The following is a 17,327-nucleotide window of genomic DNA, read 5'->3' on the forward strand; positions in this document are numbered from 1 at the left end:
AGCCGCGCGCCGGCCACCCAGCCCATCCCCGTCTGGACCACCGGGTGCTCGACACCGACCAGCTCGGTCAGCGGCGTGCGCAGCTTCGTAACCACCGTCAGCGGATCTCTCTGTCGCGCAGCGACTTCGGGTCGATGACCTCGCGGATCAGGCGCAGCTCGTCGTCGGTCGGCAGCCGGGTCTCCTCGGCGCCCTCCAGGCCGTGCACCTCGAACGAGGTGTTCTCGGCGACCTCGTCGGCCGAAACGCCGGGGTGCAGCGAGACCGCCCGCATGCTGCGCCCGGGCCCGCCGAAGTCGAACACACCGAGGTTGGACACCACCCGGTAGGTGTTGGCGAAGCGGAACGCCGGATTGTCGTCGTCCACGTTGTCCCAGCCGATTCCGCAGACGATGTCGACCTTCTCGCAGAACACCCGCTTGGAATGGTTGCCCACCCAGTAGCTGGTCGCGTGGTTGATGGCGTTGCCGGGCGCCCCGCGCACGCCGAACATCTGGCGCTTGGGCTGCTGCAGCGGGCCGAACGCCGAGATGTTCTGATTGCCAAAGCGGTCAACCTGATTGGCGCCCATCACGACGTGGCGCCGGCCCCAGGCCAGGGTTTCGAAGACGCGGCCGAACGGCATCCAGCCCTCGACGGGTGCCGACGCGCCTAGCGCCGGGGTCTCGGCCAGCAGCTGCGCCTCACCGTCGGTCAGCAGGATGTCCGGCGAAAAGGTCAGCCGGGCCAGCCGGGCACCGACCGAGGCCATGTTCGTCATCGGACTGACCATGATTTCGCCTGCGTCCCGGAACAATTCGGCACAGGCGACCGCGCAGATCTCGGGTCGGGTGATCGCGTCGCCGCTCATGACGAGGCCTCCTCTTTGAAAGCGCGCACGGCCGCCTGATAGTCCTCTTCGCTGCCCGACAGGAAGGTCTGCACGAACTGCTGCCAACCCTCGTCGGTCGAGGCCGCCTCGGCGTAATGCCGCTGGAACTTCTCGTCGCGCCCGTAATCGGGTGCGGCGGTGGTGAAGTGGGCCCCGCCGGGTGCCTCGACCACGCCGTCGACCATCATCCGGTTCACCAGCAGCGCCTGTGGGGGGACCGCCTTGACCAGCTCCTGGGTGGAAACGACGCGCTCCACCGACAGGAAGCGCTTCTCGGCGGCCATCAGGAAGAGGTCGTCGAAGTACGGGTCGATGCCGGTGTAGGCCGCATTGCCTTGCGCGTCACCAAGATTGAGATGGGCGAACGCGGCGTCCAGGCGCAGCGCCGGCATCGCGATCAGGGTTTCGTGTGCGCCGCCGGGTGCCGGATACGGGCTGGTCACGGTCGCCAGCTCGCCCTCCCAGAAGTCCGGGACCGAACTGCCCAGCCCGGCCCGAATCGGCAGGAACGGCAGGCGTTGCGCGGCCGCCTGCAGACCGCATCGCAGCATGCCTTCGTCCATCTCCCTGGCCTCGATCGTGCCGCCGGTTCGGGCCTTGGCGAACCAGGGGTCGTAGAAGGGTGGGGAGTCCAGCGAGACGAATCCGTAGTAGACCCGCTTGACCTTGCCGGCCGAGCACAGCAGGCCGACGTCCGGCCCGCCGTAGGTCACCACGGTCAGGTCGGTGATGTCGGTGCGCAGCAGGGCGCGGACGAACGCCATGGGTTTGCGCCGCGATCCCCAGCCGCCGATGCCGATCGTCATGCCGCTGCGCAACTGCGCGACGACGTCGTCGAGGGTGGTTCTCTTGTCGCTCACGACTTCTCACCCTTCGTCGTACCGGCGAACGCGTCACGGTGCTCGTCGGACACCCCGGCGAGATTGAGCTCGAACGTAAAGCCTTGCTCCATGCGATAACTCGAGTTGACCCGCTGCACGTCGATGAGGTTCAGCGCCTCCTTGGCGGCCCGGATGACGCGGGTGTCCTTGGCGGCGATGTCGCGCGCGACCCGCAGGGCCGCCTCGTCGAGCTCGTCGCGCGGCACCACCTCGTGCACCGAACCGAAGTGGTGCAGGGTGGCGGCGTCGACGGTGGCCGCTGTGAAGAACAGCCGCCGCATCATGTGCTGGGGCACCAGCCGGGACAGGTGGGTGGCCGCGCCGAGCGCGCCGCGTTCCACCTCCGGCAGACCGAAGGTGGCGTCGTCGGAGGCGACGATGACGTCGGCATTGCCGACCAGTCCGATGCCGCCGCCGACGCAGAACCCGTTGACGGCCGCGACGACGGGCACCGCGCACTCGTACACCGCGCGGAACGCGGCGAAGCAGCCGCGGTTGGCGTCGATGAGCGCGGTGAATCCCTCGGTGCGCTGCATCTCCTTGATGTCTACCCCTGCGTTGAAGCCGCGGCCCTCGGCGCGCAGGATCACCACATGGGTCTCGGGGTTCTGGCCGGCCGCGGTGATGGTGTCGGCCAGTTCGAACCAGCCGCGCGACGGGATGGCGTTGACGGGCGGGAAGTCGACGGTAACCGCGACGATGCCCGGTTCGGTGGTGGTGGATGTGATGGGCAAGGTGCCACTTCCTTGTGGGGTAACTACCTAAGCAAGCACTTGCTTGGTACGCTAGCACAGTGACTCGCGCCGAAGCATGCCCCCCTTTTGACGCCATCAACTTGGGGCTGGCCGGGCGGGTGGTTCTCGTCACCGGCGGCGTGCGCGGGGTGGGGGCCGGGATCAGTTCGGTGTTCGCCGGGCAGGGTGCCACCGTCGTCACCTGCGCGCGCCGCGCGGTCGAGGGGCTGCCCTACGAGTTCCACTCCTGCGACATCCGCGACGACGACGCCGTCAAGGGGTTGATTGACGCCATCGTGGACCGGCACGGCCGGCTCGACGTGGTCGTCAACAACGCCGGGGGATCGCCCTTCGTGTTGACCGCGGAGTCCAGCGCCAAGTTCAACCGCAAGATCATCGAACTCAATCTCATTGGTGGGCTGTCGGTTTCGCAGCACGCGAACGCGCATATGCAGGGCCAGCGGCAGGGCGGGTCGATCATCAACATCTGCAGTCTGTCCGGGCGCCGGCCGTCCCCGGGGACCGGGGCCTACGGCGCGGCCAAGGCGGGCCTGGAAAGCCTCACGCAGACGCTGGCCGTGGAGTGGGGGCCGAAGGTCCGGGTGAATGCCTGTGTGGTCGGCATGGTGGAGACCGAGCAGTCCGAACTGTTCTACGGCGACGCCGAGTCCATCGCCGCGATCTCGAAGAATGTGCCGCTCGGCCGGCTGGCCAAACCTGCCGACATCGGTTGGGCCGCAGCGTTTCTGGCATCCGATGCGGCGTCCTACATCAGCGGTGCCTCGTTGGAGGTGCATGGCGGCGGCGAGCCACCGCACTATCTGGCCACCACGAACGCCAGCGCGATCAAGTAAAGGAGAGACGGAAATATGGGAGTGGTTGACGGCCGCGTCGTCATCGTCACTGGAGCGGGCGGCGGCATCGGTCGCGCGCATGCGCTGGCGTTCGCCGAGGAAGGCGCGCGTGTGGTGGTCAACGACATCGGGGTGGGCCTGGACGGTTCGCCGGCCGGTGGCGGCAGCGCCGCCCAGAGTGTTGTGGACGAGATCACCGCGGCCGGCGGTGAAGCCGTCGCCGACGGATCCAACATCGCCGATTGGGACCAGGCGGCCGGCCTGATCCAGACCGCGGTCGAAACCTTCGGTGGTCTGGACGTTTTGGTGAACAACGCCGGCATCGTTCGCGACCGGATGCTGGCCAACACCAGCGAAGAGGAGTTCGACGCCGTCATCGCCGTGCATCTCAAGGGGCACTTCGCCACGATGCGGCACGCCGGGGCGTACTGGCGTGGGCTGTCCAAAGAGGGCAAAACCGTTGACGCCCGGATCATCAACACCAGTTCGGGTGCCGGCCTGCAGGGCAGCGTCGGGCAGGCCAACTACAGCGCCGCCAAGGCGGGCATCGCGGCGTTGACGTTGGTCGGCGCCGCCGAGATGGGACGTTACGGCGTCACCGTCAACGCCATCGCGCCCTCGGCGCGCACCCGGATGACCGAGTCCGTGTTCGCCGAGATGATGGCAACGCAGGACCAGGATTTCGATGCGATGGCGCCGGAAAACATCGCACCGCTGGTGGTCTGGTTGGGCAGCGCCGAAGCCCGCGACGTCAGCGGCAAGGTCTTCGAGGTCGAGGGCGGCAAGATCCGCGTCGCGGAGGGCTGGGCCCACGGACCGGAGATCGACAAAGGCGCGCGGTGGGATCCCGCGGAGCTGGGCCGCGTCGTGGCCGACCTGCTCGCCAAGGCGCGCCGTCCCGTCCCCGTCTACGGCGCCTAGCGGGGTTCGCACACCACGAGCGGGATGACCCGGTCGGCGGCCTCGCGGTACTTGCGGTAGGGCGGGTACATCCGCGTCAGGCGTGGCCAATACCGTTCCCGCTCAGCGTCCGTGGCGTCGCGGGCGACCAGGTCCAGGCGCTGGGCGCGGATCTGGACCCGCACGTCGGGATTCTCCTTGAGGTTGAGGTACCACAAGGGGTCTTCGTCGCGCCCGCCGAAGGTCGCGGGCAGGATCACCCGGTCGCCGTCGAGCAGGTAGAGCGTCGCGGTGGTCCGCGGCTGGTCGGACCTGCGTCCGGTCGTGGTCAGCAGCGCCGCCGGAAACCGCAACAGCTTCGCGCCGATCTTGCCGTCGGTGCGTCGGTACACCCAGATGTGGGCGCGCGCAAAATACTTGAGCAGCAGCGCAATCGGGCGCGAGTTGCGGATCCAGCGGCGGTCGGACATGTTGCCCGGGATGATTCCCCACCGGGACGCACGGGAAACGTCAGGGGTCGCAGATGACGATCGGGATGACCCGATCGGTCCACGCCCGGTAGTCGTCGAACGACGGATACATGGCGTCCAGCTTGGGCCAGTACTCGGCGCGTTCCGCCTCGGTGGCGTCACGGGCCTGCAGCTGCAGCACCTCGTCCTTGATCTGCACGGAGACCTTGGGATTGGCCTTGAGGTTGAGATACCACTGCGGGTGTTTGTCGCTGCCGCCCTTGGAGGCGACCAGTATCACCCGGTCGCCCTCCCGCAGGTAGAGCAGCGGGCTCACCCGGGGTTCGCCGCTCTTGCGGCCCGTGGTGGTGAGCAGCGCGACCGGAGCCTTCTGGAAGGTGTTGCCGTATTTTCCGTTGCTGCGCTTGTAGATCCACGCGTTGCTCTTGGCCATCCACTTGATGATGAAGCTGACCCACGGCGAGTTCAGTGCGCGCGGCTTCGGTTTCGGCATGACGGTCCTTAACGACTTTGGATAAAGGGGTGGAAGCGAACCTTGATGTGGTGGATTTCGGCTTTGCCGCTTGCGCTTTCGGCCGGAATCACGAAGGTCTCGTCGACGTGTGCGGCGAGGCGCCGGCCACCGATGCCCGCCTTGGTCAGCACCTGGTAGGACGCGTGCACCCGGTCGCCGTCGACGCGGTAATCCGGTGGCGTCGTCTGCGCGAGCAACCGGTACTGCAGGCCGCGATTGAGGCTGCGCCGCACATGATTTCCGGAGAAACCGTTTTTGATGCCCTGCTCGACGCGGGTGCACCCGGGCGCGAACGGAACGGCGTCACCGTCATGATTGACCAGCGCGTCGATGTAGGACTGCGCCGCGGCGATGCGGCGGTCGTCGGGGATGCTCACCAGGTGCGGAAAACTCACCGAGCGCTAGATGCGCTCGATGATGGTGCCGGTCGACAGGGCACCACCGGCGCACATGGTGATCAGCGCGGTGGTCTGGTCGGTGCGCTCCAGCTCGTGCAGCGCGGTGGTGATCAACCGGCTGCCGGTGCTGCCGACCGGGTGGCCCAGCGCGATGGCGCCGCCGTTGACGTTGACCTTCGCCATGTCCGGGTCGTGCACCCGCGCCCACGACAGCACCACCGACGCGAAAGCCTCGTTGATTTCCGTGATGTCGATGTCGCCCATCTTCATCCCGGCCTTCTCCAGCACCTTCGCCGTCGACTGCACCGGCCCGTCCAGGTGGTAGTAAGGCTCGGCGCCGACCAGGGCCTGGCTGACGATGCGGGCCCGCGGCCGCAGGCCCAGCGCCTTGGCCTTGTCCTCGTCCATCCACAGCACGGCCGCCGCGCCGTCGGAGATCTGTGACGACGTTCCTGCCGTGTGGATTCCGCCCTCGAGCACCGGCTTCAGCGCGGAGAGACCTGACAGCGTGGTGTCGCGCAGGCCCTGGTCGCGGCTGATGGTGACGCGCTCGGATGTCGGTTGCTTGTTCTCGTCGAGTGCCGGGGCCTCGATCGGGGAGATCTCGCGGTCGAAGCGGCCTTCCTCCCAGGCCTGCTTGGCCTTCGTCTGGGAGGCCAACCCGAACTCGTCGATCTCTTCACGGGTGATGCCGCGCCGCTTGGCGATCCGCTCGGCGGCGGTGAACTGGTCGGGCAGATCGATGTCCCACGACGAGGGACGCAGGATGGTCCGGTCCGGACCGGCGTTCGCGCCGAGCCCGACGCGGCTCATGGCCTCGATCCCACACGCGATGCCGATGTCGATGGCGCCCGCCGCGATGAGGCCGGCGACCAGGCCGTTGGCCTGCTGACCGCTGCCGCACTGACAGTCCACGGTCATGGCGCCGACGTGTTCGGGCAACCCGGCGACGAGCCAGCTGACCCGGGTGATGTTGTTGGACTGCTCGCCGTACTGTGTGACGCAGCCGCCGACGATCTGTTCGACGTCGCCGGCGTCGATGCCGGCCTTCTCGACGAGAGCCTTCTGCACCGCACCCAGCAACTCGGTGGCGTGCAAGCCGGACAGCCAGCCGTTCCGCTTGCCGATGGGGCTACGAGTGGCTTCAACGATGACAGGGTTACCCATTCCGTCAGGCTAGAACACGTTTCATTACTCTGACAAGCGAGGATGGTGACCTGCCTTTTATCTGCGCAGGAGGCGTGTTTTACTGGCACTAGAACACGTTGCAATTAGTGTTGTAAAAGGAGCGCACTCTACATGGCACCCCCCAACATTCCCGCCGACTTCGACTTTCTCGACCCCGACGTCAACCTCGCCGGGCTGCCCGTCGAGGAACTCGCCCAGCTTCGCAAGGCCGAGCCGATCCACTGGGTCGACATCCCGAAAGGCGCGGGCGGGTTCGAGGACCACGGCTACTGGCTCGTGACCAAGCACGCCGACGTCAAGGAGGTGTCGAAGCGCAGCGACATCTTCTCTAGCTGGATGAACGGCGCCATCCCCACCTGGCCGCCGGAGATGAAGCGCGAGCAGGTCGAGCTGCAGCGCAGCGTCATGCTCAACATGGACGCGCCGCACCACACCCGGCTGCGCAAGATCATCTCCCGCGGGTTCACCCCGCGAGCCATCGGGCGGCTGGAAGCAGAACTGGCCGAGCGCGCCCAGAACATCGCCGCGACCGCCGCCAAAGAGGGCAGCGGCGACTTCGTCGAACAGGTCTCGTGCGAGCTGCCCCTGCAGGCCATCGCGGGTCTGCTCGGCGTTCCCCAGGAGGATCGCGACAAGCTCTTCCGCTGGTCCAACGAAATGACCGGTGGCACCGACCCCGAGTACGCCCACGTCGACCCCGCGCAGTCGTCGATGGAGCTGATCACCTACGCCATGGCGATGGCCGCGGAGCGCAACCAGAATCCGACCGACGACATCGTCACCACGCTGATCCAGGCCGACATCGACGGCGAGAAGCTCTCCGACGACGAGTTCGGTTTCTTCGTGGTCATGCTGGCGGTGGCGGGCAACGAGACCACGCGTAACTCGATCACCCACGGCATGATCGCGATGGCGAACAACCCCGATCAGTGGGAGCTGTTCAAAAAGGAGCGCCCGTCGACCACGGCCGACGAGATCATCCGGTGGGCCACCCCGGTGTCGGCGTTCCAGCGCACCGCCAACGAGGACACCGAGCTGTCCGGCGTGCGGATCAAGAAGGGTCAGCGGGTGGTGATGTCCTACCGCTCGGCCAATTTCGACGAAGAGGTCTTCGAAGACCCGCACACCTTCAACATCCTGCGCGACCCGAACCCGCACGTCGGCTTCGGCGGCACCGGCGCCCACTACTGCATCGGCGCGAACCTGGCCCGCATGACGATCAACCTGATCTTCAACGCGGTCGCCGATCACATGCCGGACCTCAAGCCGATCGGCGAGCCCGAGCGGTTGCGGTCGGGCTGGCTCAACGGCATCAAGCACTGGCAGGTCGACTACGCCGGCAAGCCCGCGGTGACGTCCTGATGGACTTCGACCTCACCGCGACGCAGCAGGCCGTCGCCGATGTCGTCACGTCGGTGTTCGAGCGCGAATTGAGCTGGGACGCTTTGGTCAACGGCGGTGTGACGGCACTCCCGGTGCCCGAGCGCCTCGGCGGCGACGGGGTGGGTCTGCCCGAGGTCGCCACCGTGCTGACCGAGATCGGTCGCCACGGCGCCATCACGCCGGCCCTGGCCACACTGGGTTTCGGCGTGCTGCCGCTGCTCGAGCTGGCCTCCGACGAACAGCAGGACCGGTTTCTGGCCGGACTCGCCAAGGGTGGGGTGCTGACCGCCGCGCTCAACGAGCCGGGTACCGCGCTGCCGGACCGGCCGTCGACCACGTTCGCGGGCGGCCGCCTGTCGGGCACCAAGGTCGGCGTCGGCTATGCGGGACAAGCGGATTGGATCATCGTGACCGCCGACAGTGCAGTGGTCGTGGTGTCACCGAAGGCCAATGGCGTCGAGGTGGTCCAAACCCCCACCTCCAACGACTCCGAGGAGTACACCGTCTCATTCGCCGACGTCGCGGTCGAAGACTCCGACGTGCTGGCCGGCGCGACGGCGCCCCGGGTCAACCAGTTGGTGTTGGCCGCCATCGGCGCGTACGCCGACGGGCTGGTGGCCGGGGCGCTGCGCCTCACCGCCGACTATGTGGCCAACCGCAAGCAATTCGGCAAGCCGCTCTCGACGTTCCAGACCGTGGCCGCCCAGCTCGCCGAGGTCTACATCGCCTCGCGCACCATCGATTTGGTTGCGAAGTCGGTCGCCTGGCGGCTGTCCGAGGGCCGCGACGCCGACAACGACCTGGACGTCCTCGGTTACTGGATCACCTCACAGGCGCCGCCCGTGATGCAGCTCTGCCATCACCTGCACGGCGGGATGGGGATGGACATCACCTATCCGATGCACCGGTACTACTCCACGATCAAGGACCTGTCCCGGTTGCTGGGCGGTCCTTCTCATCGTCTCGATCTGGTGGGAGCGCAATGTTCATAGACCTGACCCCGGAGCAGCGCCAGCTGCAAGCGGAACTGCGGGAATACTTTTCCAACCTGATCTCCTCCGACGAGATGAAGGCGATGGAGCAGGACCGGCACAACGAGGCTTATCGCGCGGTGATCCGGCGGATGGGCCGCGACGGCAAGCTCGGTGTCGGCTGGCCAAAGGAGTTCGGCGGCTTGGGCTTCGGCCCGATCGAGCAGTCGATCTTCGTCAACGAGGCGCACCGCGCCGACGTGCCGCTGCCCGCGGTGACGCTGCAGACGGTCGGCCCGGTGCTGCAGCAGTTCGGCAGCGAGGAACAGAAGAAGAAGTTCCTGCCGGCCATCCTGGCCGGCGAGGTTCACTTCGCGATCGGCTACACCGAGCCCGAGGCCGGCACCGACCTGGCCTCGCTGCGCACCACCGCGGTTCGCCAGGGCGACGAGTACATCGTCAACGGGCAGAAGATCTTCACCACCGGTGCCCACGACGCCGACTACATCTGGCTGGCCTGCCGCACCGACCCGGAAGCCGTGAAGCACAAGGGGATTTCGATCCTGATCGTCGACACCAAGGATCCCGGTTACTCCTGGACGCCGATCATCCTGTCCGACGGTGCCCACCACACCAATGCCACCTACTACAACGACGTACGGGTACCCGCCGACATGCTGGTCGGCGAGGAGAACGGCGGATGGCGGCTGATCACCACCCAGCTCAACAACGAGCGCGTCATGCTGGGCCCGGCGGGCCGCACCGCCGGCATCTACGACCGGGTGCACGCCTGGGCGTCCAAGCCGGGCAGCGACGGCGTCACGCCGATCGATCACCAGGACGTCAAGCGGGCGCTGGGTGAGATCTATGCGATGTGGCGGATCAACGAGCTGCTGAACTGGCAGGTGGCCGCCGCGGGTGAGGACATCAACGTGGCCGATGCCGCGTCGACGAAAGTCTTTGGTACCGAGAAGATTCAGTACATCGGCCGGCTCGCCGAGGAGATCGTCGGCAAGTACGGCAACCCCGCCGATGCGGACACCGCCGACCTGCTGAAGTGGCTGGACTCCCAGACCAAGCGCAACCTCGTCATCACCTTCGGCGGCGGCGTGAACGAAGTGATGCGCGAGATGATCGCCGCGGCCGGGCTCAAGGTGCCGAGGGTGCCTCGATGACCGACATCAAGGAAGCGGTTGCGGAGATCACCGCGACCGTCGTCGCTGCCCCGCGCGACGCCCGGGATCCGGTGAACCAGCCGACGATCAACAACTGGGTCGAGGCGCTGGGGGACCGCAACCCGATCTACGTCGACGAGGCCGCCGCCAAGGCCGCCGGTCATCCCGGAATTGTCGCCCCACCCGCCATGATTCAGGTGTGGACGATGTTCGGCCTGGGCGGGGAGCGCCCGACCGACGACCCCATGGGCCCGATCATGCAGCTGTTCGACGAGGCTGGCTACATCGGGGTGGTGGCCACCAACTGTGAGCAGACCTACCACCGGTATCTGCGTCCGGGCGAGCAGGTCACCGTCGTCTCCGAGATGCGCGACGTGGTGGGCCCCAAGCAGACCGGGCTCGGCGAGGGCTGGTTCATCAACCAGCACATCACCTGGCGGGTGGGTGACGAGGACGTCGCCGAGATGGCCTGGCGGATACTGAAATTCAGGCCCCGCGAGGATTCCGGCGCGACCGCTTCGGTGCCTGAGGACCTCGACGCCGACGCGATGATGCGTCCGGCGGTGTCACGCGACACCGCCTTCTTCTGGGAGGGCGTCAGGGCGCACGAGCTGCGTATCCAGCGCCTCGCCGATGGCACCCTGCAGCACCCACCGGTGCCGGCGGTGTGGCAGGACAAGGCCGAGCCAATCGACTTCGCGGTCGCCGGCGGCCGCGGCACGGTGTTCAGCTACGTGGTGCACCACGCCCCGAAGGTGCCCGGTCGCACGCTGCCGTTCGTGATCGCCCTGGTCGAACTGGAGGAGGGCGTTCGGATGCTCGGCGAGTTGCGCAACGTCGACCATGCCGAGATCAAAATCGGAATGCCCGTTCGCGCAACCTATATCGACTTCCCGGCCGGTGAATCCGGCCCGGAGTGGAGCCTGTACGCCTGGGAGCCGGTGGGAGACGAAGCATGAGCGCACCCGTTGTTGAAGTGGGCACCACCCTGCCCGAGCTCAAGCTGGAGGGCACGCCGACGTTCATCATTTCGACGGCCCTGGCCACCAGGGACTTTCAGGACGTGCACCACGACCGGGACCTGGCGCAGGCCAAGGGTTCCAAGGACATCTTCGTCAACATCCTCACCGACACCGGGCTGGTGCAGCGCTACGTCACCGACTGGGCGGGCCCGACGGCGGTGATCAAGTCGATCGGCCTGCGGCTCGGTGTGCCTTGGTACGCCTACGACACCGTCACCTTCTCCGGCGAGGTGACCGCCATCGACGACGGCCTGATCACGCTGAAGGTGTTCGGCCGCAACAGTCTTGGCGATCACGTCATCGCGAATGTGACGCTGACGATCGGGGGCGCTTAGATGCCAGCGGGTTTATTGAACGGCCGAGCCGCGATCGTCGGCATCGGCGCCACGGACTTCTCCAAGGACTCCGGCCGCAGTGAGCTGCGGCTGGCCGCCGAGGCGGTGCTGGATGCGTTGGACGACGCCGGGCTGAGCCCGTCCGACGTCGACGGGCTGACCACCTTCACGATGGACACCAACAACGAGACGGCCGTCGCGCGCGCGGTCTGCATCGGTGACCTGAAGTTCTTCTCGCAGATCGGATATGGCGGCGGTGCCGCTTGCGCGACCGTTCAGCAGGCGGCTCTCGCGGTGGCCACCGGCGTGGCTGACGTCGTCGTCGCGTACCGGGCGTTCAACGAGCGTTCGGGCATGCGATTCGGTCAGGTACAGACCCGGCTGGTGGGAAACGCCGGGGTGCAGGCTGATTCGACCGCCGCGGACAATTCGTTCTCCTACCCGCACGGCCTGTCGACGCCGGCCGCGCAGGTCGCGATGATCGCCCAGCGCTACATGCATCTGTCGGGTGCCAGCAGCCGTGACTTCGGTGCGATCTCGGTGGCTGACCGCAAGCATGCCGCCAAGAACCCAAAGGCTTACTTCTACGAGAAGCCGATAACCATTGAGGACCACCAGAATTCGCGGTGGATCGCCGAGCCGCTGCGACTGCTGGACTGCTGCCAGGAGACCGACGGGGCGGTGGCGATCGTCGTGACGTCGCCGGAGCGCGCGAAGGATCTCAAGCAACGGCCGGCGATCATCGAAGCGGCGGCGCAAGGCTCGAGCCCCGACCAGTACACGATGGTCAGTTACTACCGGCCCGAGCTCGGCCTGCCCGAGATGGGGGTGGTGGGTCAGCAGCTCTGGGAGCAGTCGGGCCTGAAGCCGACCGATATCCAGACCGCCGTGCTCTACGACCACTTCACGCCGTTCACGCTGATTCAGTTGGAAGAGTTGGGATTCTGCGGCAAGGGCGAGGCCAAGGACTTCATCGCCGACGGGGCCATCGAGATCGGGGGGCGGCTTCCGATCAACACCCATGGCGGTCAACTGGGCGAGGCCTACATTCACGGCATGAACGGCATCGCCGAGGGTGTGCGTCAGCTGCGGGGCACCTCGGTGAACCCGGTGCCCGACGTCGAGCACGTCCTCGTCACCGCCGGAACCGGCGTCCCCACGTCGGGCCTGATCCTGGGCTAGGGGGCTTCGGCGCGCTTCTTCTCGCCGAGTGCCCGGCTAGCCGGGCTGTCGCGGCTCAGCCCGGCTGGCCGGGCACTCGACGACTGAAGTGACGCGTGCCGTGTGGCATGCGACGCTGCGGCGATGGGTGAGCCTTTTGTCGGGAGCGAAGCCATCGCGAGTGGACTGCTAACCAAGAGTCAATTGGAAACGCGTTGCGTCCGGCTGTTCCCCGGCGTCTACATTGACCGCGACGTTGAGCTCACCGCCGTGGTGCGGGCGAAGGCTGGCTGGTTATGGACCGGTCGCCGGGGAATTGTGGCGGGCTTCTCGGCGGCTGCAATGCACGGAAGCAGCTGGGTCGACGACCGAAGAGTTGTGGAGCTGATCCACAACAACCACCATTGCGCGGCTGGGATGCAGCTGCACAGAGACACTGTCGAGGCGGATGAAGTCGAATTGCTCTGCGGCGTAGCGGTTACATCGCCAACCAGGACTGCGCTGGACCTCGGATGCTGGTATCCGATGACGACTGCCGTCGCAGGCATCGATGCGCTGGCCGGGGCGACGGAGATCAAGGCGGCCGACGTCGAGCTGCTCGCCCGCCGGTACACGGGACGGCGCGGCATCGCGCAAGCACGCCGGGCCGCGGAGCTGTTCGACGCCGGGGCACAGTCGCCGAAGGAGTCGTGGCTTCGCGTCGTGCTGATCGAGGCCGGCCTGCCGCGGCCGCAGACCCAGATCGAGGTGCTCGACGAGTTCGGCTGTCCATTCGCGTATCTGGACATGGGTTGGGAGGACGTGAAAATCGCCGTGGAGTACGACGGTGAGCAGCATCGATACAACCGCCAGCAGTACACGTGGGACATCCGTCGGAGGGAGCTACTGGAGCGTCGCGGTTGGGTCCTCGTCCGAGTGGTCGCTGGTGACCGGCCGGGCGACATCGTGCGCAGGGTTCGCGCCGCCCGTGCTGGGCGACACCCCGGCTAGCTGGGCGTTCGAACCCGTAGGCCCGGCAGGCCGGGCGCTCGGCTCAAAAAAGCCCCTACGCGGGAACCAGTTCGACGCCCGACAGCACGACGGCGTTGTCGCGCGCGGGCGCGACCACGCTGGCCAGGAAGCGGCCTTCGGAAGACGTCGAGTCCTTCCAGATGCCGACCTTGAGCGTTTCGCCGGGGAAGGCCACCCCGGCGAAACGCGCGCCGTAGGCCGCGACCGCCCCGGCGTCGCCGTCGAGCAGCGCATCGGTGATCGCCTTGCAGGTCATGCCGTAGGTGCACAACCCATGCAGGATGGGCTGGGAAAAGCCTGCGGCAGCGGCGAATTCGGGATCCGAGTGCAGCGGGTTGCGGTCGCCGCACAGCCGGTAGAGCAGCGCCTGCTGCGGCAGGATCGGCACGTCGAGCTCGAGATCGGGGGCCCGGTCTGGCGCACCGTCCGACGTTGAAGGACCGCGCTCGCCGCCGAATCCGCCCTCACCGCGGGCGAAGATCGACCGGCGCTGCGTCCACAACACCGTGCCGTCCGGCGCGGTCACCGTCGTCTCGCTCCAGATCACCGCGGCCTTGCCCTTGTCCCAGATGTCGGTGAACCGGGTGACGGCCTTCGCCGAGCCCGACGGCGGCAGCGGAGCGGGCGCCTCGACCCGTTCGCTGGCGTGCAGCACCTTGCTCAGCTCGATGTCGATGCCGGGGAATTTGACGGTCGGCGGCTTCGTGACATGGAAGGTGGCGGCCACGTTGCCGAACGTCGGCAGCACCTGCGGGGTGTCGTCGACCAGGTAGCGCAGCTCACGCGGGTCCATCGGATCGGCGCCCGCGCCCAACCCGAGGTGATACAGCTGCACATCGCTACTGGCCCAAGAGAATTCGATGGGGTCCAGCTCGGCGTTCAGCGCAACGTCTACGTCGATGGGCATGTCAGTTCTCTCCAGCTATGTGCAACGCCGCCAGGTAGCCGAACGTCATGGCCGGACCGATGGTGCCACCCGGACCGGGGTACGTGTGGCCCATCACCGGGGCGCTGACATTGCCGGCGGCGTAAAGGCCTTCGATGATACTGCCGTCGTCGCGCAGCGCCCGCCCGTGGACGTCGGTGCGGATGCCGCCCTTTGTGCCCAGGTCACCGGGCACCATCTTGGCCGCGTAGTACGGCGCGTGCGTGATCTCCCCGAGGTTGGGGTTGGGCTTGTTGGTCGGGTCGCCGTAGTACCGGTCGTAGGCGCTCTCGCCGCGCTGATAGTCCTCGTCGACGCCGGAGCGCGCGAACCCGTTGAAACGCTCCACGGTCGCGGTGAATTCGTTCACCGGAAGACCGGCCTTCTGCGCTAGCTCCGCCAGCGTATCGGCCTGGATGATGACGCCGGACTCCAGCCACTTGCGCGGAATGCGTTGTCCGGGCTGCAATCCCGCGAAGATGTAGCGGTCCCGGTACTGCTGGTCGAACACCAGCCACGCGGGAATGTTCTCGCCCGGTCCGGGCCCCTGACCGTATTCACCGCCGTACATGTGATGGCAGGCTTCGACGTAGGGCATCGACTCGTTCATGAACCGCTTGCCCGACATGTTGACGATGATCGAGCCCGGCGAATTGCGCTCGGACAACGCGAACCAGGGCGCGCCCACCAACGGGACCGTCGGGCCCCACCAGGCGTCCTCCATAAGATCCAATGCGGCACCGAGCTTTTCGCCGGCCAGTATGCCGTCACCGGTGTTGGCCGCCGCACCGACGGTCCACTCGGTGGTGATCGGCGCACGCTGGTATTTCACCCGCATCTGTTCGTTGTGCTCGAACCCGCCCGACGCCAGGATCACCCCGCGCCGGGCCCGGATCAGCCGGGGCTCACCCGATTCGGCCTCGCCGGCTTCGCGGACGTAGACGCCGCGCACCACGCCGTCCTCGACGTAGAGGTCGGTGAGCGCGGTGTTGAGCACGACCGGAACCCCGGCCCGCTGCAAACCGATCCGCAGCGGCCCGATCAACGCCCGGCCCATGCCGACGAGGTTCTTGCCGGTCGCCTTGGCCCACATGGTGCGGGCCCCGACCTTGAGGCTGCGCAGCACGCCGCGCGGGTGGCGCTTGAGCTGGTTCAGCCGCACGTAATCCTGTTGCATCACGACCACGTTCAGCGGGACCTTGCCGTACGCCGGCTCCAGGCCGGCTTCGTCGGCGCCGAGCTTGCGGGCGTTGAACGGCTTCGGCTCGATCGATCGGCCCTCGGCACGGCCGCCCGGCGACTCGGGGTAGTAGTCGGAGTACTTCGGCACCCAGCACATCTTCAGCGGTGTGTGCTTGAGCACAAACGAGAGCATCTCCGGCCCGCGCTCGAGGTAGGTGTCGATGCGTTCGGGCTCCACGACGTTGCCGACGATCCCGTGTAGGTAGGTGCGGGCGGCCTCGGCGGTATCGCGGACCCCGTCACGCTTGAGGACTTCGTTATTTGGGATCCAAACACCGCCGCCCGAGCGTGCGGTCGAACCGCCGAAGTGCGGGGCCTTCTCGATGACTATGGTGGAAAGACCCCGGTGAGCGGCGGTAAGGGCGGCCACCATGCCGGCCCCGCCGCTCCCGACCACGACGACGTCGTACTCCTGCGCTGACATGTAGAACACGTTATAGAATTGCCGGGGGCGGCCGCTACTGGCCCGGTCGACCGTACGAGGAGACTTGGAAAAATGCTCAGTGTTGCCACGCGCGACGAGCTAGCTGCCGACTTGGCACAAGCCGAGCGGAGCGGCGAGCCGATCGCCCCGTTGACCGCCGCCTATCCGGAGATCGACGTCGTCGACGCCTACGAGATTCAGCTCATCAACATCCGCCAGCGGGTCGCGGAGGGGGCCCGGGTGCTCGGCCACAAGGTGGGGCTCTCGTCGAAGGCGATCCAGCAAATGATGGGCGTCGACGAGCCGGACTACGGGCACCTGCTCGACGAGATGCAGCTGTTCGAGGACACCCCGGTCAAGGCGAACCGCTACCTCTACCCCCGGGTCGAGGTCGAGGTCGGTTTCATCCTGAACGCCGACCTGCCCGGAGCCGGCTGCACCGAGGACGACGTGCTGGCCGCCACCGAAGCGTTGGTCCCGTCCATCGAGCTGATCGATACCCGGATCACCGACTGGAAGATCGAACTGTGCGACACCATCGCCGACAACGCCTCGTCGGCGGGTTTCGTGCTCGGCGAGGCGCGCGTTTCGCCCCGCGACATCGACGTCAAGGGGATCGACGCCGTGTTGCGGTGCAACGGTGAGGTCGTCGCCGAAGGCCGCACCGACGCGGTGCTGGGCAATCCGGTCACCGCGGTGGCCTGGCTGGCCCGCAAGGTGGACGGCTTCGGCGTCCGCCTGCGCAAGGGTGACGTGGTGTTGCCCGGGTCGTGCACGAAGGCGATCGACGCGCACCCGGGCGACGACTTCGTCGCCGACTTCGCGGGCCTCGGCTCGGTCCGCCTATCGTTCGAATAGGCTCGATTTA

20 protein-coding genes are annotated in these 17,327 nt (G+C 67.1%); 10 read left to right on the forward strand and 10 right to left on the reverse strand.

The window, feature by feature from the left end; genetic code table 11:
- The 4 genes from A5646_RS29735 to echA20 all read right to left on the reverse strand — a co-directional run.
- A partial coding sequence (locus A5646_RS29735) for a nitronate monooxygenase (protein ID WP_231998231.1) occupies window positions 1–95 on the reverse strand: 95 nt, incomplete at its 3' end.
- A 2-nt stretch (window positions 96–97) separates the two neighbouring features.
- The gene (ipdB, locus tag A5646_RS03590) at window positions 98–850 is read right to left on the reverse strand and encodes a cholesterol ring-cleaving hydrolase subunit IpdB (protein ID WP_067019916.1); all 753 of its coding nucleotides are present in this window, start codon (window positions 848–850) and stop codon (window positions 98–100) included.
- The gene (gene ipdA, locus A5646_RS03595) at window positions 847–1,731 is read right to left on the reverse strand and encodes a cholesterol ring-cleaving hydrolase subunit IpdA (RefSeq protein ID WP_067019918.1); all 885 of its coding nucleotides are present in this window, start codon (window positions 1,729–1,731) and stop codon (window positions 847–849) included. The genes ipdB and ipdA overlap by 4 nt, the downstream gene beginning before the upstream one ends.
- Window positions 1,728–2,486, reverse strand: a complete 759-nt coding sequence (gene echA20 / locus A5646_RS03600; protein ID WP_066870677.1) for a (7aS)-7a-methyl-1,5-dioxo-2,3,5,6,7,7a-hexahydro-1H-indene-carboxyl-CoA hydrolase — start codon at window positions 2,484–2,486, stop codon at window positions 1,728–1,730. The genes ipdA and echA20 overlap by 4 nt, the downstream gene beginning before the upstream one ends.
- A 59-nt stretch (window positions 2,487–2,545) precedes the next feature.
- On the opposite strand from echA20, the gene A5646_RS03605 reads away from it, so the two are divergent.
- Both A5646_RS03605 and A5646_RS03610 read left to right on the forward strand, forming a co-directional pair.
- Window positions 2,546–3,340: an SDR family oxidoreductase gene (locus A5646_RS03605; protein WP_156749113.1), complete on the forward strand. Its 795-nt coding sequence runs from the start codon at window positions 2,546–2,548 to the stop codon at window positions 3,338–3,340.
- 15 nt (window positions 3,341–3,355) lie between these two features.
- The gene (locus tag A5646_RS03610) at window positions 3,356–4,261 is read left to right on the forward strand and encodes an SDR family oxidoreductase (protein ID WP_067019921.1); all 906 of its coding nucleotides are present in this window, start codon (window positions 3,356–3,358) and stop codon (window positions 4,259–4,261) included.
- On the opposite strand, the gene A5646_RS03615 is transcribed toward A5646_RS03610, so the two are convergent.
- The 4 genes from A5646_RS03615 to A5646_RS03630 are packed head-to-tail and all read right to left on the reverse strand — an operon-like array spanning window position 4,258 to window position 6,789.
- Window positions 4,258–4,710, reverse strand: coding sequence for a nitroreductase family deazaflavin-dependent oxidoreductase (locus tag A5646_RS03615; RefSeq protein ID WP_066877037.1), 453 nt, complete (start codon window positions 4,708–4,710; stop codon window positions 4,258–4,260). The genes A5646_RS03610 and A5646_RS03615 overlap by 4 nt on opposite strands.
- A gap of 40 nt (window positions 4,711–4,750) precedes the next feature.
- On the reverse strand, window positions 4,751–5,203 hold the full coding sequence (locus A5646_RS03620; RefSeq protein WP_066877039.1) for a nitroreductase family deazaflavin-dependent oxidoreductase: 453 nt from the start codon (window positions 5,201–5,203) through the stop codon (window positions 4,751–4,753).
- A gap of 8 nt (window positions 5,204–5,211) precedes the next feature.
- Complete coding sequence (locus A5646_RS03625; protein ID WP_197505108.1) at window positions 5,212–5,604, reverse strand: hypothetical protein; 393 nt, start codon at window positions 5,602–5,604, stop codon at window positions 5,212–5,214.
- 21 nt (window positions 5,605–5,625) lie between these two features.
- Window positions 5,626–6,789: a steroid 3-ketoacyl-CoA thiolase gene (locus tag A5646_RS03630; RefSeq protein ID WP_066877041.1), complete on the reverse strand. Its 1,164-nt coding sequence runs from the start codon at window positions 6,787–6,789 to the stop codon at window positions 5,626–5,628.
- Between the two features lie 132 nt (window positions 6,790–6,921).
- Here A5646_RS03630 and A5646_RS03635 point away from each other — a divergent pair, with 132 nt between their 5' ends.
- From A5646_RS03635 to A5646_RS03665, 7 genes are all read left to right on the forward strand, one after another.
- A complete protein-coding gene (locus A5646_RS03635) occupies window positions 6,922–8,172 on the forward strand; it encodes a cytochrome P450 (protein ID WP_067019924.1) in 1,251 nt (416 codons plus the stop codon).
- Window positions 8,172–9,185 (forward strand): acyl-CoA dehydrogenase family protein, encoded by a 1,014-nt coding sequence (locus tag A5646_RS03640; protein WP_067019927.1) that lies wholly within the window; start codon window positions 8,172–8,174, stop codon window positions 9,183–9,185. The genes A5646_RS03635 and A5646_RS03640 overlap by 1 nt, the downstream gene beginning before the upstream one ends.
- Window positions 9,176–10,339 carry an acyl-CoA dehydrogenase FadE29 gene (fadE29, locus tag A5646_RS03645; protein ID WP_067019930.1) on the forward strand — a complete coding sequence of 388 codons (1,164 nt, stop codon included), beginning with the start codon at window positions 9,176–9,178 and terminating at the stop codon, window positions 10,337–10,339. Before A5646_RS03640 ends, fadE29 begins: the two co-directional genes overlap by 10 nt.
- Window positions 10,336–11,298, forward strand: a complete 963-nt coding sequence (locus A5646_RS03650) for a bifunctional MaoC family dehydratase N-terminal/OB-fold nucleic acid binding domain-containing protein (protein WP_067019933.1) — start codon at window positions 10,336–10,338, stop codon at window positions 11,296–11,298. The genes fadE29 and A5646_RS03650 overlap by 4 nt, the downstream gene beginning before the upstream one ends.
- Window positions 11,295–11,696, forward strand: a complete 402-nt coding sequence (locus A5646_RS03655; protein ID WP_066870650.1) for a MaoC family dehydratase — start codon at window positions 11,295–11,297, stop codon at window positions 11,694–11,696. The genes A5646_RS03650 and A5646_RS03655 overlap by 4 nt, the downstream gene beginning before the upstream one ends.
- Window positions 11,697–12,878, forward strand: a complete 1,182-nt coding sequence (locus tag A5646_RS03660) for a lipid-transfer protein (RefSeq protein ID WP_067019936.1) — start codon at window positions 11,697–11,699, stop codon at window positions 12,876–12,878.
- A 123-nt stretch (window positions 12,879–13,001) separates the two neighbouring features.
- Window positions 13,002–13,847, forward strand: coding sequence for a hypothetical protein (locus A5646_RS03665; protein WP_067019959.1), 846 nt, complete (start codon window positions 13,002–13,004; stop codon window positions 13,845–13,847).
- 55 nt (window positions 13,848–13,902) lie between these two features.
- Here A5646_RS03665 and A5646_RS03670 read toward each other — a convergent pair whose 3' ends face one another.
- Entirely contained in the window at window positions 13,903–14,775 is an 873-nt protein-coding gene (locus A5646_RS03670) for a MaoC family dehydratase (protein WP_066870644.1), read from the reverse strand.
- 1 nt (window position 14,776) lies between these two features.
- Window positions 14,777–16,459, reverse strand: a complete 1,683-nt coding sequence (kstD, locus tag A5646_RS03675) for a 3-oxosteroid 1-dehydrogenase (RefSeq protein WP_066870686.1) — start codon at window positions 16,457–16,459, stop codon at window positions 14,777–14,779.
- A gap of 72 nt (window positions 16,460–16,531) precedes the next feature.
- Here kstD and A5646_RS03680 point away from each other — a divergent pair, with 72 nt between their 5' ends.
- Window positions 16,532–17,317, forward strand: coding sequence for a 2-keto-4-pentenoate hydratase (locus A5646_RS03680; RefSeq protein WP_066870641.1), 786 nt, complete (start codon window positions 16,532–16,534; stop codon window positions 17,315–17,317).
- Window positions 17,318–17,327 lie beyond the last annotated feature (10 nt).

This window comes from Mycobacterium sp. 1245499.0 (assembly GCF_001673615.1).
Lineage (GTDB): Bacteria > Actinomycetota > Actinomycetes > Mycobacteriales > Mycobacteriaceae > Mycobacterium > Mycobacterium europaeum_A.

What these genes read in the sequence shown, in the direction of transcription:
- A5646_RS03660 (WP_067019936.1), top strand. Translation starts at nt 11,697, where the DNA reads ATGCCAGCGGGTTTATTGAACGGCCGAGCCGCGATCGTCGGCATCGGC.
- ipdB (WP_067019916.1), bottom strand. Translation starts at nt 850, where the DNA reads ATGAGCGGCGACGCGATCACCCGACCCGAGATCTGCGCGGTCGCCTGT.
- A5646_RS03680 (WP_066870641.1), top strand. Translation starts at nt 16,532, where the DNA reads ATGCTCAGTGTTGCCACGCGCGACGAGCTAGCTGCCGACTTGGCACAA.
- A5646_RS03630 (WP_066877041.1), bottom strand. Translation starts at nt 6,789, where the DNA reads ATGGGTAACCCTGTCATCGTTGAAGCCACTCGTAGCCCCATCGGCAAG.
- A5646_RS03670 (WP_066870644.1), bottom strand. Translation starts at nt 14,775, where the DNA reads ATGCCCATCGACGTAGACGTTGCGCTGAACGCCGAGCTGGACCCCATC.
- A5646_RS03615 (WP_066877037.1), bottom strand. Translation starts at nt 4,710, where the DNA reads ATGTCCGACCGCCGCTGGATCCGCAACTCGCGCCCGATTGCGCTGCTG.
- A5646_RS03665 (WP_067019959.1), top strand. Translation starts at nt 13,002, where the DNA reads ATGGGTGAGCCTTTTGTCGGGAGCGAAGCCATCGCGAGTGGACTGCTA.
- A5646_RS03640 (WP_067019927.1), top strand. Translation starts at nt 8,172, where the DNA reads ATGGACTTCGACCTCACCGCGACGCAGCAGGCCGTCGCCGATGTCGTC.
- kstD (WP_066870686.1), bottom strand. Translation starts at nt 16,459, where the DNA reads ATGTCAGCGCAGGAGTACGACGTCGTCGTGGTCGGGAGCGGCGGGGCC.
- A5646_RS03620 (WP_066877039.1), bottom strand. Translation starts at nt 5,203, where the DNA reads ATGCCGAAACCGAAGCCGCGCGCACTGAACTCGCCGTGGGTCAGCTTC.
- A5646_RS03650 (WP_067019933.1), top strand. Translation starts at nt 10,336, where the DNA reads ATGACCGACATCAAGGAAGCGGTTGCGGAGATCACCGCGACCGTCGTC.
- A5646_RS03655 (WP_066870650.1), top strand. Translation starts at nt 11,295, where the DNA reads ATGAGCGCACCCGTTGTTGAAGTGGGCACCACCCTGCCCGAGCTCAAG.
- A5646_RS03635 (WP_067019924.1), top strand. Translation starts at nt 6,922, where the DNA reads ATGGCACCCCCCAACATTCCCGCCGACTTCGACTTTCTCGACCCCGAC.
- fadE29 (WP_067019930.1), top strand. Translation starts at nt 9,176, where the DNA reads ATGTTCATAGACCTGACCCCGGAGCAGCGCCAGCTGCAAGCGGAACTG.
- A5646_RS03610 (WP_067019921.1), top strand. Translation starts at nt 3,356, where the DNA reads ATGGGAGTGGTTGACGGCCGCGTCGTCATCGTCACTGGAGCGGGCGGC.